The following is a 16590-nucleotide window of genomic DNA, read 5'->3' as shown; positions in this document are numbered from 1 at the left end:
TTGCCTTACTCAATATTCTGCACTTGTTCGCGCATCTGCTCGATCAACACCTTGAGGTTGACCGCAGCTTGGGTGCTGCGCGGGTCGAAGGCCTTGGAGCCCAGTGTGTTGGCTTCGCGGTTGAGTTCCTGCATCAGGAAGTCCAGGCGCCGCCCGGCCGCGCCGCCGGACTTAAGCACGCGACGTACTTCAATGATGTGGGTGCTCAGGCGGTCCAGTTCTTCGGCGACGTCGCTTTTCTGTGCCAGCAGCACCATCTCCTGTTCGAGACGGGTCGGATCCAGCTCGGCCTGCATGTCGGCGAAGCGGTCGAGGATCTTCTGGCGCTGGGTCGCGAGCATCTGCGGGACCAGTTCACGCAGGGTCGCCACGTCTTCCTCGATGGAGGACAGGCGTTCGTCGATCAGCCTGGCCAGTTCGGCGCCTTCCCGTTCGCGGCCGTTCTTCAGTTCCTTCAAGCCCTGGTTGAACAGGGCCAGGGCGTCACTGTTCAAGGCTTGCGGGTCAGTGGCGTCGGCCACCAGTACGCCCGGCCAGGCCAGGACTTCCAGCGGGTTGAGCGCGGCCGGCTGCTTGATCAGGCTGGCGACGGACTCGGCGGCGGCGACCAGTTGCGCGGCGCGCTCGCGATCCACCTGCAGCGGTTTGCCGGCGGTTTCCTCGATGAAGCGCAAGGTGCACTCGACCTTGCCGCGGGACAGGCCCTGGCGCAGGGCTTCGCGGACCGCGCCTTCAAGGTCGCGAAAGGCTTCCGGCAAACGCAGGTGCGGCTCCAGGTAGCGGCTGTTGACCGAGCGCAGTTCCCAGCTCAGGGTGCCCTGAGTGCCTGCCCGTTCTACCCGGGCGAAGGCGGTCATGCTGTGCACCATGGAGGTACCTCCGATTCAGCGCCGGCACCAACCGTGAGGGGGTTGGGCGGGCCTGATAAAGATGAATTGAAGCCGACAGGCTGCGAAGGCGCAGGATTGTAGCGCAGTGCGGTCGGAGCCCCCAAACCCTGGTGCTGCCAATGCATTGCAGCTCGTCGCAACAGGACTCATCCGCGGTGTAAATGCTCCTTTGACCTTTTTAGGCGTGCCCTGGCGCGGTTGCGGGCTTTATAATGCTCGGCAGTTTTCCGTCCCCGTACAGGTGTTCCCCTATGAAACGTCCAAGTGGTCGCGCCGCCGATCAGCTCCGCTCGATCCGCATCACCCGCAACTACACCAAACACGCCGAGGGATCTGTACTGGTCGAGTTCGGTGATACCAAAGTGATCTGCACGGTCAGCGTCGAGAACGGTGTGCCGCGCTTCCTCAAGGGCCAGGGCCAGGGTTGGCTGACTGCCGAGTACGGCATGCTGCCGCGGGCTACCGGCGAGCGTAACCAGCGCGAAGCCAGCCGTGGCAAGCAGGGCGGTCGGACCCTGGAGATCCAGCGCCTGATCGGCCGTTCGCTGCGCGCCGCACTGGACATGTCCAAGCTGGGCGACGTCACCCTGTATGTCGATTGCGACGTGATCCAGGCCGACGGCGGTACTCGTACCGCATCGATCACTGGCGCCATGGTGGCCCTGGTCGACGCCTTGAAAGTGATCAAGAAGCGCGGTGGCCTGAAAGGCGGCGATCCGCTGAAGCAGATGATCGCCGCGGTATCCGTTGGCATGTACCAGGGCGAACCGGTCCTGGACCTGGATTATCTGGAGGACTCGGCTGCCGAAACCGACCTCAACGTTGTGATGACCAGCACCGGTGGTTTCATCGAAGTGCAGGGCACTGCCGAAGGTGCGCCGTTCCAGCCGGCTGAACTGAATGCGATGCTGGCCCTGGCCCAGCAAGGCATGAACGAGATTTTCCAACTGCAGCAAGCCGCGCTCGCCGATTGATGGGCGCAGGTCTTCAGCAAGGAGAGCACCATGAGTGATGAACAACTGCCGCTGCCTACGCCGAGCCACGAAGTCCGGCAATGGGCGATGTTTTGTCACCTGTCCGCCTTACTGGGGATCTGGGTTCCTTTCGGCACACTGATCGGACCGTTGATTCTCTGGCAGATGAAGCGCGAAACCGATCCCTTTATCGATGCCCAGGGCAAGGAAGCACTGAACTTCCAGCTAACCGTCGCCATTGCGTCGGCGGTGTGCTTCCTGTTGATGATCGTGGTGATCGGGTTCTTCATGTTCGGCCTGCTGGCGATCGGAGCCCTGGTGCTGACCATCATCGGCGGAGTCAAGGCTGGCGAAGGGGTGCCTTATCGCTACCCCTTCACCTGGCGCCTGATCAAGTAGCTCGAGCAAGCACAAAAAAGCCGACAGCGATGTCGGCTTTTTTGTGGCGGTGAAAGGACGCTTAGATGGTCAGCGTCCAGTCATAGTCCACGATCAGCGGTGCGTGCTGCGAGAAGCGTGGCTGGCGCGGCAGGCGAGCGCTGCGGACAAAGCGACGCAGGCCGGGAGTCAGCAACTGGTAGTCGAAACGCCAGCCCAGGTTCAGCATCTCGGCCTGTTCGTTGTCCGGCCACCAGCTGTACTGGTCGCCTTCACGGCTGACTTCACGCAATGCGTCGACATAACCCATGTTGCCAATGATCTCGTCCATCCAGGCACGTTCAGGTGCCAGGAAGCCCGGAGATTGCTGGCTGTCGCGCCAGTTCTTGATATCCAGCTTCTGTTGCGCCACGTACAGCGAGCCACAATAAATGTACTCGCGACGTTTGCGCCGCTGTTTATCCAGATAACGGGCGAAATCGTCCATTAGCTTGAACTTCTGGTTCAAGTCTTCATCGCCGTTCTGCCCTGATGGAAGCAGCAAGGTCGCGATGCTGACCTTGTCGAAATCGGCTTGCAGGTAGCGCCCGTAACGATCGGCTGTCTCGAAGCCGAGGCCGCTGATGACCGCCTTCGGCTGCAACCGCGAATACAAAGCCACACCGCCTTGGGCAGGGACTTCGGCATCGCAGGCATAAAGGAAGTAGCCATCCAGTTGGAAGGCTGGGTCGTCCAGTTCAAAGGCAGAGGCGCGGGTGTCCTGCAGGCAGATGACGTCGGCATTCTGTGCCTGCAGCCAACTGAGCAAACCACGCTCCACTGCAGCCTGAATACCATTGACGTTCACACTGATGATCCGCATAAATGGCCCCAAAAATCACGTGCGTGTATGATACCCGAGCTCTACCTAATTAGCTAAATCCGTGGTATCTGGGGTTTTTTCATGCAGGCGTATCAGCGCGATTTCATTCGTTTTGCCATCGATCGCGGGGTTTTGCGCTTCGGTGAGTTCACCCTGAAGTCCGGGCGCACCAGCCCTTACTTCTTCAATGCCGGCCTGTTCAACAGCGGTTCGGCGCTGGCCCAGCTGGGGCGTTTCTACGCCGCGGCAATCGTCGAAAGCGGCATTCCCTTCGATGTGCTGTTTGGCCCGGCCTATAAAGGCATTCCTCTGGCGGCGGCCACTGCGGTGGCGCTTGCCGAGCATCACCAGCGCGATCTGCCCTGGTGCTTCAACCGCAAGGAAGCCAAGGCTCACGGCGAAGGCGGCAGCCTGGTGGGGGCTCCCTTGACCGGCGATGTGCTGATCATCGACGACGTGATCACCGCCGGTACGGCGATCCGCGAAGTGATGCAGATCATCGAGTCCCAGGACGGCGCCAAGGCGGCCGGGGTGCTGATCGCCCTGAACCGTCAGGAACGCGGCAACGGCGAGTTGTCGGCGATCCAGGAGGTCGAGCGTGACTTCGGCATTCCGGTGGTGAGCATTGTCTCCCTGACCCAGGTCCTGCAGTTCCTGGCGGATGATCCGGCGCTCAAGCAGCATCTGCCAGCGGTGGAAGCCTACCGCGCGCAGTACGGAATCTGACCTGTAGGAGCCGGCTTGCCGGCGAAGAGGCCTTTGGGCCTTGAGTTGCCCGCGTGAGTGCCTTCGCCGGCAAGCCGGCTCCCACAAAGATTGCGTCGATAAAAAAGCCCCCGCCCGGGATCCCGGGCGGGGGCTTTTTTGTGCCTGGTGCTTAAGGGCGCTTGCGGTTGCTGATCAGGGTGCCGACACCCGTATCGGTGAAGATCTCCAGCAAAATCGCGTTGGGCACGCGACCGTCGATGATCAGCGAACTGCCGACCCCGCCTTGCACGGCTTCCAGCGCGCAGCGGATTTTCGGCAGCATGCCGCCGTAGATGGTGCCGTCGGCGATCAGTTCGTCGACCTGCTGGGTGCTCAGGCCGGTGAGGACCTTGCCCGACTTGTCCATCAGGCCGGCGATGTTGGTCAGCAGCATCAGCTTTTCGGCTTTCAATGCTTCGGCCACCTTGCCAGCCACCAGATCGGCGTTGATGTTGTAGGACTCGCCGTTGGCGCCGACCCCGATCGGTGCGATCACCGGGATGAAATCACCCTTGACCAGCAGGTTCAGCAGGTCGGTGTTGATCCCGACCACTTCGCCCACATGGCCGATATCGATGATTTCCGGGGTGGTCATTTCCGGCGTCTGGCGGGTCACGGTGAGTTTTTTCGCCCGGATCAGCTCGGCATCCTTGCCGGTCAGGCCGATGGCGCTGCCGCCGTGACGGTTGATCAGGTTGACGATGTCCTTGTTGACCTGGCCACCGAGGACCATCTCCACCACGTCCATGGTTTGCGCATCGGTCACGCGCATGCCATCGACGAAGTGGCTTTCAATGGAAAGGCGCTTGAGCAGGTCACCGATCTGCGGGCCGCCACCGTGCACCACCACCGGGTTGATCCCGACAGCCTTCATCAGCACGATGTCGCGGGCGAAGCCGGTTTTCAGCTCCTCGCTTTCCATAGCGTTGCCGCCGTACTTGATCACCAGGGTCTTGCCGACATAGCGGCGAATATAAGGCAGCGCTTCGGATAGGACCTTGGCGGTATTGGCGGCGGCATCGCGTTCGATGGTCATTCAGGGCTCCGGTGCTTCAAACAATCAAAACGGTAGTTGGAGATCAGGTGCAACACGTTTCAGCTGGGTGTGGAACACATCCTTGATGCGCTGCAGTTCGGCTGCATCATCAGCCTCGAAGCGCAGCACCAGCACAGGGGTGGTGTTGGAGGCGCGAACCAGGCCCCAGCCCTTGGCATAGTCGACCCGCACCCCGTCAATGGTGGTCAGGTCGGCGCCTGCACCCCACTGCGCGTCGTGCAGGGCGTCAATGATGCTGAATTTGCTCTCTTCGGTCACATGGATATTGATTTCCGGCGTAGAAATATCGTTCGGGAAGGTGGCGAACAACTCTTCCGCGGTGGATTTTTCCTTGCTGAGGATCTCCAGCAACCGTGCGGCGCTATAAATGCCGTCGTCGAAGCCGAACCAGCGTTCCTTGAAAAACACATGGCCGCTCATTTCGCCGGCCAGTAGAGCGCCGGTCTGTTTCATTTTCTTTTTGATCAACGAGTGACCGGTCTTCCACATTAGCGGGCGACCGCCATATTCCTTGATCAGCGGAATCAGGCGTCGGGTGCATTTGACGTCGAAGATGATCTCCGCATCCGGGTTGCGCGCCACCACGTCCTTGGCGAACAGCATCAGCAGGCGGTCGGGGAAGACGATGCTGCCGGTGTTGGTCACCACGCCGACACGATCGCCGTCGCCGTCGAAGGCCAGGCCCAGGTCGGCGCCGGTTTCCTTGACCTTGGCAATCAGGTCCTCGAGGTTCTCGGGCTTGCCCGGATCCGGGTGGTGGTTGGGGAAGTTGCCGTCCACTTCGCAGAACAGCGGGATCACTTCGCAGTTCAGGGCTTCGATCAACTGTGGGGCAATCACCCCGGCGGCGCCGTTGCCGCAATCCACCACGACTTTCAGGCGGCGGGCCAGCTTGACGTCACGGATGATCTCCTCGGCGTAGCGCGGCAGGATGTCGACCTGGGTGACGCTGCCCTGGGCGCTGCTCAGGTTGTTGCTCTTGAGGCGCTCGTGCAGGGCCTGGATCTGTTCATTGGCCAGGGTGTCGCCGGCGATGACGATCTTGAAACCGTTGTAGTTCGAGGGGTTGTGGCTGCCGGTGAGCATTACGCCGGACTTGCCGGCCAGTACGTTGGCCGCGTAATACAGGGCCGGGGTCGGCACCAGGCCGACGTCGCTGACGTGGCAGCCGCTGTCGTGCAGGCCCTGGATCAGTTGCGCCACCAGTTCCGGCCCGGACAGGCGGCCATCGCGGCCCACGGAGACGTTCGGTTCACCCTGGGCCAGGCTCTGGGAGCCGATGGCGCGGCCGATCCAGTAGGCGGTTTCAGCAGTCAGGGTTTGCGGTACAACGCCGCGGATGTCGTAGGCGCGGAAGATGCTGTCGGGGAATTTCGGGGCGACTTTAGCTGCGTTGCTCATCACTGAGGGTGCTCCATCTGAAGGGGTGCAGTACGGCCGTGAGAGGACAGGCCGGCAGGCTCAAACTGAAGGGTATGACGGCGTTTTCAGCATAGAGTTCGTACTGCGAAAGTGCCATCTGACGGGCTCCGTCCCCTCCGGAACCGGTCAGCAGCCCGGCCTGGCGGGGGCCAGGCACCCTGCAAAAAAATGCTGGTCCTCGGTCCTTGATTGCTCTCGCAAGGGGGCGGAGCAGGCAGGCTGCCCACTCCGAGAGGCAGATCAGTGGCTGCCGGAGTGGCCGAAGCCACCTGCGCCGCGCTGGCTTTCATCAAAGGCTTCGACCACTTCGAAATGCGCCTGGACCACAGGCACCAGCACCAGTTGGGCGATGCGCTCGCCGACGGCGATGTTGAAGGCGGTCTGGCCACGGTTCCAGCAGGACACCATCAGTTCGCCCTGGTAGTCCGAGTCGATCAGGCCCACCAGGTTGCCCAGCACGATGCCGTGCTTATGGCCCAGGCCGGAGCGCGGCAGGATCAGCGCTGCCAGGCCCGGATCGCCAATGTAGACCGACAGCCCGGTAGGGATCAGCAGCGTCTGGCCTGGCTCCAGAAGGGTGTCTTCCTTGAGCATGGCTCGCAGGTCGAGGCCGGCGGAGCCCGGCGTGGCGTACTGCGGCAGAGGGAATTCGTTGCCGATGCGTGGGTCGAGGATCTTGGCTTGTAAAGCGTGCATGCGAGTTAAACCTGGTTCAGCCGTTCGGCGATAAAAGAGATCAGCTGGCGGGCAATCTTGCCCTTGCTGGTCTGGGCGAAGAGAGTTGCGTGCAACTCCCGGTCAATCACGCTGCAGGCGTTTTCCTCGCTGTTGAAGCCAATGCTCGGGTTGGCAACGTCGTTGGCGACGATCAGGTCGAGGTTCTTGTCCTTCAATTTGCGTGCAGCGTAGTCGAGCAAGTTTTCGGTTTCTGCGGCGAAACCGACACTGAAAGGCCGATCCGGACGGCTGGCAATGGTGGCCAGGATGTCCGGGTTGCGCACCATCTGCAGCAACAGGCCGTCACCTTTCGTAGGGTCTTTCTTTAATTTTTGTGGGGCGACGACTTCCGGTCGGTAGTCCGCGACCGCCGCAGAGGCGATGAAAACGTCGCATGGGATCGCCGACTCACAGGCCGCGAGCATGTCCCGGGCGCTGACAACGTCGATCCGCGTGACTCTATCGGGGGTTGGCAGGTGTACCGGCCCAGTGATCAGGGTCACCCGGGCACCGGCTTCAACCGCGGCCTCGGCCAGGGCGAAGCCCATTTTTCCTGAGCTATGGTTGGTGATGTAGCGCACCGGATCGATGTTTTCCTGGGTCGGCCCGGCGGTAATCAGCAGGTGCTTGCCGGTCAGCGCCAGATGCTGGAAACAATCGGCGGCGCACTGGGCCAGGTCGTTGGCCTCCAGCATGCGGCCCAGGCCGACATCGCCACAGGCCTGGCTGCCGGAAGCCGGGCCGAAGACCTTCAGGCCACGGCTTTGCAGCAGTTGGGTGTTGGCTTGGGTGGCAGGGTCGCGCCACATGGCCTGATTCATCGCCGGGGCGATGGCGACGATGGCATCGGTGGCCAGCACCAGGGTGGTCAGCAGATCGTCGGCAATGCCCTGGGCCAGGCGGGCAATCAGGTCCGCGGTGGCCGGCGCGATCAGCACCAGGTCGGCCCACTTGGCCAGCTCGATATGGCCCATGGCGGCTTCGGCAGCCGGGTCCAGCAGGTCGAGGTGGACCGGGTGCCCGGAGAGCGCTTGCATGGTCAGCGGGGTAATGAATTCACTGCCGCCCCGGGTCATGACCACGCGCACTTCGGCGCCCTGGTCGAGGAGTCGGCGAACCAGCTCCGCGCTCTTGTAGGCGGCAATGCCGCCGCCGACGCCGAGCACGATGCGTTTCCGATACAGCCGCTGCATAGGCCTGTCTTTCCGTTCAGTGATTGCTGCGTGGCATGCCCCCTCCCCAGGTGAAATACCACGCAAAAAAGAGGGGGCTAAGATAGCACAGCGCCCGCTGTCGAACAGCGGCGCCATGCACAGGGAGGTGTGATGAGTATTCGTGACTGGCCCGCGGCGGAGCGTCCGCGGGAACGGCTTCTGGAGCAGGGCGCCATCAGCCTTTCCGACGCCGAGCTACTGGCTATTTTCCTGCGCACCGGGGTGGCCGGTAAAAGCGCGGTGGACCTGGCGCGGCATCTGTTGCGGCGCTTTGGCAGCCTGCGCAGGCTGCTGGAGGCCGATCAACTGACCTTCACCCGCCAACTGGGGCTGGGCCCGGCCAAGTACGCCTTGTTGCAGGCGGTGCTGGAAATGGCCCGACGGCATCTGGCGGAGAAACTGCATCGCCAGTCCGCGTTGGAGAACCCGCTGGTGGTGCGCGATTACCTGAAGTCGATGCTGCGCCACGAGCCCCATGAAGTGTTCGGTTGCCTGTTTCTCGACACGCGGCATCGTGTACTGACCTTCGAAGTGCTGTTTCAGGGCTCCATCGACAGCACCACGGTGTACCCGCGGCAGGTGATCAAGCGCGCCCTGGCGCACAATGCAGCGGCGGTGATCCTCTGCCACAACCACCCGTCAGGCATTTGCGAGCCCAGCCCGGCCGACCGGGTAGTGACCCGACGTTTGCAGGAGGCACTGGAGTTGATCGATGTGCGGGTGCTGGACCACTTCATCGTGGGGGAGGGCGACCCGCTGTCGATGGCCGAGTACGGCTGGATCTGAATGCGGCCGGCTTCAAGGCCTGGGTGGGCCTTGAAGCCGGCCGGCAGTTCACTTGATGCTGACTTTCGAATAGTCCTGGCGCCCGAAGGGGCTCACCTGGTAGCCCTCGACCTGCTTGCGAGTCAGGGCGAAAGCGGTCGGGTGTGCCAGGGGCAGCCACAGCGCCTGCTGCTGGATCTGGGTCTGGGCCTGTTGGTACAGCTTGCTGCGCACACCCTGTTCGCTGGTGGTCTTGCCGGCCGTGATCAGCTTATCCAGGTTCTGGTCGCAGTAGCGGGCGAAGTTGGTGCCGGACTTGACGGCGGCGCAGGTGAACTGTGGCGAGAGGAAGTTATCCGGGTCGCCGTTGTCGCCAGCCCAGCCCATGAACAGCAGGTCGTGCTCGCCGGCCTTGGCGCGGCGGATCAGTTCACCCCATTCGATCACGCGGATTTCCGCCTGGATCCCCACTTGGGCCAGGTCCGATTGCAGCAACTGTGCGCCCAGGCTGGGGTTGGGGTTGAGCAGGCTGCCAGAAGGGCGGGTCCAGAGGGTGGTCTGGAAGCCGTTCTTCAGGCCAGCCTTGGCCAGCAGTTGGCGAGCCTTTTCCGGGTCGTGGGCGTACCCGGGCAGGTCCTTGGCGTAGCTCCAGGTATTGGGCGGGTAAGGGCCGTTGGCGGCTTCGGCGGTGCCTTCAAAGACCGCCTTGAGGTAGCTGCCCTTGTCGAAGGCCAGGTTGATTGCCTGGCGTACCTCGGGTTTGTCCAGGGGTGGGTGCTGGCTGTTGATGGCGACGAAGGCGGTCATGAAGGCTGCGGTGTGCTCGACCTTCAGTGCCGGATCCTCGCTGGCGGCCTGGACATCCAGGGGCTTGGGCGACAGCGCGATCTGGCACTCGTTGCGGCGCAGCTTCTGCAGGCGCACGTTGGCGTCCGGGGTGATGGCAAAGATCAGCGAATCGACCGCAGGCTTGCCGGCAAAGTAGTCGCGGTTGGCCTTGTAGCGGATCGAGGCGTCTTTCTGGAAGCGCCCGAAGATGAATGGGCCGCTGCCGATCGGCTGGCTGTTGAGCTTCTCCGGAGTGCCGGCCTTGAGCAGTTGCTCGGCGTACTCCGCCGAGTAGATCGAGGCGAAGCCCATGCTCAGGGTGGCGAGGAAGGTCGAATCGGCGTGGTCCAGGGTAAAGCGTACGGTCAACGGGTCCAGGGCATCGATCTTCTTGATCAGGCTGGGCAACTGCAGGGACTGGGCGTGGGGAAAGCCGCTCTGGGCGATCTTGTGCCACGGATGGGCCGGATCGAGCATGCGCTCGAAGCTGAACTTGACGTCTTCGGCGGTCAGCTCGCGGCTGGGGTTGAAATACTCGGTGCGGTGGAACTTGACCTTGGGGTGCAGTTTGAACACGTAGGTCAGGCCGTCGGCAGAGACCTCCCAGCTGTCGGCAAGGCTGGGGACTACCTTGCCGCTATCAGCGTCGAACTCCACCAGGCGGTTCATCAGCACGTCGGCGGATGCGTTGGTGGTGGTCAGTGAGTTGTACTGCACCACGTCGAAGCCCTCCGGGCTGGCTTCGGTGCAGACGCTCAGCGCGGCAGCCTGGGCCAGGGGGCTCAGGAGAGGGGCGAGCAGGAGCGGGAGGGCGGCAAGACGCATGGTCGGGTTCCTTGTGCAGATCGAAAGCCCATCTGCGAGTGCAGTCTGGAAATGCCTTACCCTAGTGGGCTCTTTGTAAAATGACTATCCCTTTTGTATCGAGTGACGAAACCTCGGGCTCGGCCGGGGTTCCAGGCGTGATTTTCCGCAGGCATGACCGCGCCCAATGGCGGTTTTGTGCCTGGGGTATCGGGAGAAATATATTCTGCGACGAGCGGTAGATTTCTGCGGTAGCCTTTGCCGCAGGCGTCCGGCGCAAGAAAATCAGGACTTTTCGTCATCCTGGGCACAGCGGTTGTTGTTGCTCTGGGGTCTTTCTGGTATAAAGCAGCGCTCTTTTCTAGGGGCCCGGTTCCTTCGCTTGTAGGTGTAGCCGGTAAGACCCTAAAGAAACGCGGCGCCTGGCGCCAAATGACTGAGAGATTAAGCGGCCAACCCATGCCGGGTTGGGCATGTGGTTTTAGAGGGCTGAGGCATGTCTAGAGTCTGTCAAGTTACCGGTAAGGGTCCGGTGACTGGGAATAACATTTCCCACGCAAACAACAAAACCCGTCGTCGTTTCCTGCCGAACCTGCAGCATCACCGCTTCTGGGTTGAGTCCGAGAAACGTTTTGTGCGTCTGCGCGTATCTGCCAAAGGCATGCGTATCATCGACAAGCGCGGCATTGATGTCGTGCTGGCCGAAATCCGTCGCGATGGCGGCAAGGTTTAAGGGAGCTAATCATGCGTGAATTGATTCGTTTGATCTCGAGCGCCGGTACTGGTCACTTCTACACTACCGACAAGAACAAGCGTACTACTCCGGACAAAATCGAGATCAAGAAATATGATCCGGTTGTTCGCAAGCACGTGATCTACAAGGAAGGCAAAATCAAGTAATTGATTTTTCTTCTGACAAAAAAACCCGCCTTCAAGCGGGTTTTTTTGTGCCCGGGATTCAGGCTTTCTGTTCGAAGGCCACATAGACCTTGCGGCAGGGCTCCAGCACTTCCCAGGTGCCCTTGAAGCCGGCCGGGATCACGAAGCGGTCGCCGACTCGCAGAGTCTTGGCATTGCCGTCGTGATCACGCAGTACCGATACGCCCTGGAGGATCTCGCAGTATTCGTGCTCGGTGAAGTTCACCGTCCACTGGCCTACGGCGCCTTCCCAGATCCCGGCATTGAGCTGGCCGCACGGGCTGGCGTAATGGTTGAACACCGCCTGCTCGGGGTCGCCCTTGAGGATTTTTTCCGCAGCGGGGCGGTAGCGTTCGCCCTCGGTGGTGGCCTGGCTGAAGTCGACGACGTTGTGGATGCTCATTGTTGTATTCCCCCGTGATTGCGGCGCGAGTGGCTATGAAGGCCAAAGTCTATGTTTATTAAAATGCACATAGCAATGGCGTTTGCCCGGGCTTTGTCAAATATATTGAAAGTACAGGTGTCGCTGGTTTAGGGTGGCGGGTGCCTTTGGCCGAAAACAGGCTGGCCGGGCAGAATTCTTCAGCAGTGCCGGCGTAGTTCGCATGGCGCTTGTATACAAATAAGAGGAGGACACTCGTATGACCACCCTGACTCGTGCCGACTGGGAACAACGTGCCCGCGACCTGAAAATCGAAGGTCGTGCCTACATCAACGGCGAATACACCGCATCGGCTTCCAGCGACACCTTCGAATGCATCAGCCCGGTAGACGGTCGCGTACTGGCGACCATCGCCAGCTGTGATGCCGCCGATGCCCAGCGCGCCGTGGAAAACGCCCGCGCCACCTTCAACTCCGGCGCCTGGTCGCGCCTGGCGCCGGCCAAGCGCAAGTCGGTGATGATCCGCTTTGCCGGCCTGTTGAAGCAGCACGCTGAAGAACTCGCGCTCCTGGAAACCCTGGACATGGGCAAGCCCATCAGCGACTCCCTGGATATCGACGTTCCCGGCGCCGCCCAGGCCCTGAGCTGGAGCGGCGAGGCCATCGACAAGATCTACGATGAAGTCGCTGCCACCCCTCACGACCAGTTGGGCCTGGTCACCCGTGAGCCGGTAGGCGTGGTCGCGGCCATCGTGCCGTGGAACTTCCCCCTGATGATGGCTTGCTGGAAACTGGGCCCGGCCCTGTCCACCGGTAACTCGGTGATCCTCAAGCCTTCGGAAAAATCCCCGCTGACCGCCATCCGCATCGCTGCCCTGGCAGTGGAAGCCGGGATTCCGGCGGGCGTGTTCAACGTACTGCCAGGCTACGGCCACACCGTCGGCAAGGCCCTGGCCCTGCACATGGACGTGGACACCCTGGTGTTCACCGGCTCCACCAAGATCGCCAAGCAGTTGCTGGTCTACTCCGGCGAATCCAACATGAAGCGCGTGTGGCTGGAAGCCGGCGGCAAGAGCCCGAACATCGTGTTCGCCGATGCTCCGGACCTGCAGGCCGCCGCCGAATCCGCCGCCAGCGCCATTGCCTTCAACCAGGGCGAAGTCTGCACCGCCGGCTCGCGCCTGCTGGTGGAGCGCTCCATCAAGGATAAATTCCTGCCGCTGGTGATCGAGGCCCTCAAGGGCTGGAAGCCGGGCAACCCGCTGGACCCGGCCACCAATGTCGGTGCCCTGGTGGACACCCAGCAGATGAACACCGTGCTGTCCTACATCGAAGCCGGGCATGCCGATGGCGCCAAGCTGGTGGCCGGTGGCAAGCGCACCCTGGAAGAAACCGGTGGCACCTACGTCGAGCCGACCATTTTCGATGGTGTCAGCAACGCGATGAAAATCGCCCAGGAAGAGATCTTCGGCCCTGTACTGTCGGTGATCGCCTTCGACAGCGTGGAAGAGGCGATCCAGATTGCCAACGACACGCCTTACGGCCTGGCAGCTGCGGTGTGGACCGCCAACATCTCCAAGGCCCACCAGACCGCCAAGGCCCTGCGTGCCGGCAGCGTCTGGGTCAACCAATACGACGGCGGCGACATGACCGCGCCGTTCGGCGGCTTCAAGCAGTCGGGCAACGGTCGCGACAAGTCGCTGCATGCGTTCGACAAGTACACCGAGCTGAAAGCCACCTGGATCAAGCTCTGAGTCTTGTCGTTTGAGGCGGGGCAGTGCCCCGCCTGATGTCGATCCATAGCGCAGCCGGACTTTCCGCAAGGGGAGTCCGGCTGTGTTGTCTGTGCCTTGCGAAACAATGATCCACAGGAGCGTGGAAATGCGTTGGGCGACCTATTTCGCCGTTTTGGCCGCAGTCTTGAGTGTCGGCCTGGCCCTGGGCGTGACCATGCCCCTGGTGTCGTTTCGTCTCGAAAGCTGGGGCTACGGGCCTTTTGCAATTGGCGTGGTGGCGGCGATGCCGGCCATTGGCGTGTTGCTCGGGGCGAAGATCTCCAGCCGCCTGGCGGCGCGCTTCGGCACCGCCAGCCTGATGCGCCTGTGCCTGTGGGGTGGGGCGATCTCCATTGCCTTGCTGGCGCTGCTGCCCAGCTATCCGTTGTGGTTGGTACTGCGCCTGATACTGGGAGTGGTCCTGACCATCATCTTCATTCTGGGGGAAAGCTGGATCAATCAGCTGGTGGTGGAGCAGTGGCGTGGCCGGCTGGTGGCGCTGTATGGCGCAAGCTATGCCTTGAGCCAGCTGGCCGGGCCCCTGCTGTTGGGCGTGCTGGATACTGAGCATGATTACGGCTTCTGGACCGCGGTGGGTTTGCTGGTGGTATCACCGCTCCTGCTGTTGGGGCGCAGCGGGGCGCCGAGCACCGAGTCGTGCAGCGTGACCCTGTTTGACCTGTGGCACTTCTGTCAGAAGTTGCCGGCGATTGCCTGGGCAGTTGCATTGTTCGCTACTTTCGAGGCGCTGATTCTGACCCTGCTGCCGGTATATTGCCTGAGCCAGGGGTTCACCGAAGACATTGCCCTGGCCATGGTCAGCACCGTGGTGGTGGGGGATGCACTTTTGCAACTGCCGATTGGCGCCCTGGCGGATCGGATTTCCCGGCGCGGCCTGTTCACCGGCTGCGCGGTGATCCTGCTGTGTTCCAGCCTGGCCATTCCGCTGTTGCTGGGCACCGTGCTGATCTGGCCACTGTGGGTGTTGTTCGGGGCCAGCGCCGGGGGCTTGTTCACCTTGTCGCTGATCCTGATCGGGGAGCGTTACCGCGATGATGCACTGGTGCGGGCCAATGCCCATGTGGCGCAGCTCTGGGGCATTGGCTGCCTGATCGGGCCGCTGGTGGCAGGGGCCGGCAGCCAGTGGGTGAGCGGCCACGCCATGTTGCTGCTGGTGGCGGCCGGGGCTTTTGGCTTGCTTGTCCTGCTGCTGCGCCAGGGGGCCTTTGGCGAAGCCCAGGCTGCGTTGTAGCCACTCAGAGCATGCGTTCCAGGCCGATGCGGGTGCTCAGCCAGGCATTGAAGCGGCGCCACCAGTTACCGGGTTCATGGCCCAGGCTGTGCAACTGGCCCTGGTCCTCGGTCACCCAGACCAGCTTGCCGTCCAGCAGCTTGACCTGGTAGCTCAGGGCCGGCGCCATCCCCTGCAGGGCCAGGGCGCGGACATGTTCAGCCAGCTCGGGGCTGTCCACCAGCACCCCGACCTCGGTGTTCCACAGCACCGAACGGGGGTCGAAGTTGAACGAGCCGATGAAGCTCTTTCGTCGGTCGAAGATCATCGCCTTGCTGTGCAGGCTGGAGTCGGAGCCCTTGTAGGAGCCGCTGTGGAACAGGTGCGGCCCGCTGCCACCGCGCTCGCCGGGTTGTCGGCGCAGTTCGTAGAGCTTCACTCCATGTTCCAGCAATGCCTTGCGATAGGGCGCATAGCCGCCATGCACCACTGGCACGTCGGTGGCTTCCAGGGAGTTGGTCAACAGGCTCACCGAGACTCCGGCGTCCGCGCGCCCGGTCAGGTACACCAGCCCAGGCTGCCCCGGAACGAAGTAGGCCGAGATCATGATCAGCTCCTTGCCGACCCCGCTCAGTTCCGGTGCCAGCTGGGTGGTGAGCAGCAGGTGCGGGTCGGGGTCACCCTTGGCCAGGACCTTGGCCGGAGCGTCCCACAGGGCCTGGTTCCAGGCCCAGATCAGTTCCTTGCGCCAGATGTCCATGCGCGGCTGGGTCTGGTAGGTCATTAACTGCCGGTACAGCGCCTGGTTCTGCCGGCGGCTGTCCTGCAAGGATTCCTCGAGGCGCAGCCGGGTGTTGTCCAGCGCCTTGGTGGAAGGTGTGCTGGACAGGAACTCGCCGATGGGGCGGCTCAGGGCGCTGTTCCAGTACTGGTCGAAGCTGTGGCCCAGTTGCTCGGCCACCGGACCCACGCTGAACATGTCGATGTCGGTGAAATTCAGGTTGGGCTGGGCGTCGAAGTATTCATCCCCCAGGTTGCGCCCGCCCACGATGGCCACGCTGTTGTCTGCCAGCCAGAGCTTGTTGTGCATCCGCCGATGCTGCTGCGACAGGTTGAACAGGCGGCCCATGGCCCGGGTCAGGCCGGTGCTGCGGCCCAGGTGCAGAGGGTTGAACAGGCGGATCTGGATCTGCGGGTGGGCGGCCAGGGTGGCGATGATCTGGTCCAGGCCGTCGCTGGTGGTGTCGTCCAGCAGGATGCGTACCCGCACGCCACGGTCGGCGGCCTTGAGCAGCTCGTCCACCAGCATGCGGGTGCTGATGCCGTCGTGGACGATGTAGTACTGCAGGTCGAGGCTGCTTTGCGCGTTGCGGATCAGCTCGGCGCGGGCCATGAACGCTTCGGTGCTGTTGGGTAGCAGGCGAAAGCCGGAACGCCCCTGGTAGGGTGCGGCCTGGGCCCGGATCGACTGGGCAAAGCCCGAATCACGGGCGGGCAGGGCCTGGCTGGGTTGGTACGGCACCTCGCGGGTAGCGCAGCCGCCCAGCCCGAGGCTCAGCAGCAGAAGCCAGGTGAAGGCCTGTATAGGGTTCAAGTCAGGTCATCTCGCATCACGGCACGGGTTGGC

16 protein-coding genes and 1 pseudogene are annotated in these 16590 nt (G+C 62.4%); 8 read left to right on the top strand and 9 right to left on the bottom strand.

Annotated features, from left to right (window positions below; all coding sequences use genetic code 11):
* Nucleotides 1–5: 5 nt before the first annotated feature.
* Nucleotides 6–869: a YicC/YloC family endoribonuclease gene (locus PFLCHA0_RS30015; RefSeq protein ID WP_015637471.1), complete on the bottom strand. Its 864-nt coding sequence runs from the start codon at nucleotides 867–869 to the stop codon at nucleotides 6–8.
* Between the two features lie 272 nt (nucleotides 870–1141).
* On the opposite strand from PFLCHA0_RS30015, the gene rph reads away from it, so the two are divergent.
* Both rph and PFLCHA0_RS30005 read left to right on the top strand, forming a co-directional pair.
* Nucleotides 1142–1864 (top strand): ribonuclease PH, encoded by a 723-nt coding sequence (rph, locus tag PFLCHA0_RS30010; protein WP_011064229.1) that lies wholly within the window; start codon nucleotides 1142–1144, stop codon nucleotides 1862–1864.
* A gap of 30 nt (nucleotides 1865–1894) precedes the next feature.
* Nucleotides 1895–2263, top strand: coding sequence for a DUF4870 domain-containing protein (locus PFLCHA0_RS30005; RefSeq protein WP_011064228.1), 369 nt, complete (start codon nucleotides 1895–1897; stop codon nucleotides 2261–2263).
* 61 nt (nucleotides 2264–2324) lie between these two features.
* On the opposite strand, the gene PFLCHA0_RS30000 is transcribed toward PFLCHA0_RS30005, so the two are convergent.
* Nucleotides 2325–3104 carry an exodeoxyribonuclease III gene (locus PFLCHA0_RS30000; protein ID WP_011064227.1) on the bottom strand — a complete coding sequence of 260 codons (780 nt, stop codon included), beginning with the start codon at nucleotides 3102–3104 and terminating at the stop codon, nucleotides 2325–2327.
* Nucleotides 3105–3185: 81 nt separating this feature from the next.
* Between PFLCHA0_RS30000 and pyrE the strand changes: the two genes are divergently transcribed.
* Entirely contained in the window at nucleotides 3186–3830 is a 645-nt protein-coding gene (pyrE, locus tag PFLCHA0_RS29995; protein WP_011064226.1) for an orotate phosphoribosyltransferase, read from the top strand.
* Between the two features lie 151 nt (nucleotides 3831–3981).
* Here the strand turns inward: pyrE and argB are convergent, their stop codons facing one another.
* The 4 genes and pseudogenes from argB to coaBC form a co-directional block, all read right to left on the bottom strand.
* Entirely contained in the window at nucleotides 3982–4887 is a 906-nt protein-coding gene (argB, locus tag PFLCHA0_RS29990; RefSeq protein WP_011064225.1) for an acetylglutamate kinase, read from the bottom strand.
* A 24-nt stretch (nucleotides 4888–4911) separates the two neighbouring features.
* A pseudogene (locus tag PFLCHA0_RS29985) lies at nucleotides 4912–6312 on the bottom strand (phosphomannomutase/phosphoglucomutase); the annotation flags it as partial.
* 258 nt (nucleotides 6313–6570) lie between these two features.
* On the bottom strand, nucleotides 6571–7026 hold the full coding sequence (gene dut, locus PFLCHA0_RS29980) for a dUTP diphosphatase (RefSeq protein WP_011064223.1): 456 nt from the start codon (nucleotides 7024–7026) through the stop codon (nucleotides 6571–6573).
* Nucleotides 7027–7031: 5 nt separating this feature from the next.
* Nucleotides 7032–8240 (bottom strand): bifunctional phosphopantothenoylcysteine decarboxylase/phosphopantothenate--cysteine ligase CoaBC, encoded by a 1209-nt coding sequence (gene coaBC / locus PFLCHA0_RS29975; RefSeq protein ID WP_011064222.1) that lies wholly within the window; start codon nucleotides 8238–8240, stop codon nucleotides 7032–7034.
* Nucleotides 8241–8372: 132 nt separating this feature from the next.
* On the opposite strand from coaBC, the gene radC reads away from it, so the two are divergent.
* On the top strand, nucleotides 8373–9047 hold the full coding sequence (gene radC, locus PFLCHA0_RS29970) for a RadC family protein (RefSeq protein WP_011064221.1): 675 nt from the start codon (nucleotides 8373–8375) through the stop codon (nucleotides 9045–9047).
* A gap of 48 nt (nucleotides 9048–9095) precedes the next feature.
* On the opposite strand, the gene PFLCHA0_RS29965 is transcribed toward radC, so the two are convergent.
* A complete protein-coding gene (locus PFLCHA0_RS29965) occupies nucleotides 9096–10679 on the bottom strand; it encodes an ABC transporter substrate-binding protein (protein ID WP_015637469.1) in 1584 nt (527 codons plus the stop codon).
* 475 nt (nucleotides 10680–11154) lie between these two features.
* On the opposite strand from PFLCHA0_RS29965, the gene rpmB reads away from it, so the two are divergent.
* A complete protein-coding gene (gene rpmB / locus PFLCHA0_RS29960) occupies nucleotides 11155–11391 on the top strand; it encodes a 50S ribosomal protein L28 (protein ID WP_011064219.1) in 237 nt (78 codons plus the stop codon).
* Nucleotides 11392–11402: 11 nt separating this feature from the next.
* Nucleotides 11403–11558 carry a 50S ribosomal protein L33 gene (rpmG, locus tag PFLCHA0_RS29955; protein ID WP_003177274.1) on the top strand — a complete coding sequence of 52 codons (156 nt, stop codon included), beginning with the start codon at nucleotides 11403–11405 and terminating at the stop codon, nucleotides 11556–11558.
* A gap of 58 nt (nucleotides 11559–11616) precedes the next feature.
* Here rpmG and PFLCHA0_RS29950 read toward each other — a convergent pair whose 3' ends face one another.
* Nucleotides 11617–11979 carry a cupin domain-containing protein gene (locus PFLCHA0_RS29950; protein WP_015637468.1) on the bottom strand — a complete coding sequence of 121 codons (363 nt, stop codon included), beginning with the start codon at nucleotides 11977–11979 and terminating at the stop codon, nucleotides 11617–11619.
* A gap of 238 nt (nucleotides 11980–12217) precedes the next feature.
* Between PFLCHA0_RS29950 and PFLCHA0_RS29945 the strand changes: the two genes are divergently transcribed.
* Together PFLCHA0_RS29945 and PFLCHA0_RS29940 are read left to right on the top strand one after the other, a co-directional pair.
* The gene (locus tag PFLCHA0_RS29945; protein WP_011064217.1) at nucleotides 12218–13711 is read left to right on the top strand and encodes an aldehyde dehydrogenase; all 1494 of its coding nucleotides are present in this window, start codon (nucleotides 12218–12220) and stop codon (nucleotides 13709–13711) included.
* A gap of 127 nt (nucleotides 13712–13838) precedes the next feature.
* Nucleotides 13839–14984, top strand: a complete 1146-nt coding sequence (locus PFLCHA0_RS29940) for an MFS transporter (protein WP_015637467.1) — start codon at nucleotides 13839–13841, stop codon at nucleotides 14982–14984.
* A 4-nt stretch (nucleotides 14985–14988) separates the two neighbouring features.
* Here the strand turns inward: PFLCHA0_RS29940 and PFLCHA0_RS29935 are convergent, their stop codons facing one another.
* Nucleotides 14989–16557: a phospholipase D family protein gene (locus PFLCHA0_RS29935; protein WP_015637466.1), complete on the bottom strand. Its 1569-nt coding sequence runs from the start codon at nucleotides 16555–16557 to the stop codon at nucleotides 14989–14991.
* Nucleotides 16558–16590 lie beyond the last annotated feature (33 nt).

The organism is Pseudomonas protegens CHA0 (assembly GCF_000397205.1).
Lineage (GTDB): Bacteria > Pseudomonadota > Gammaproteobacteria > Pseudomonadales > Pseudomonadaceae > Aquipseudomonas > Aquipseudomonas protegens.
This window is presented reverse-complemented; position numbering and strand designations above follow the sequence as displayed.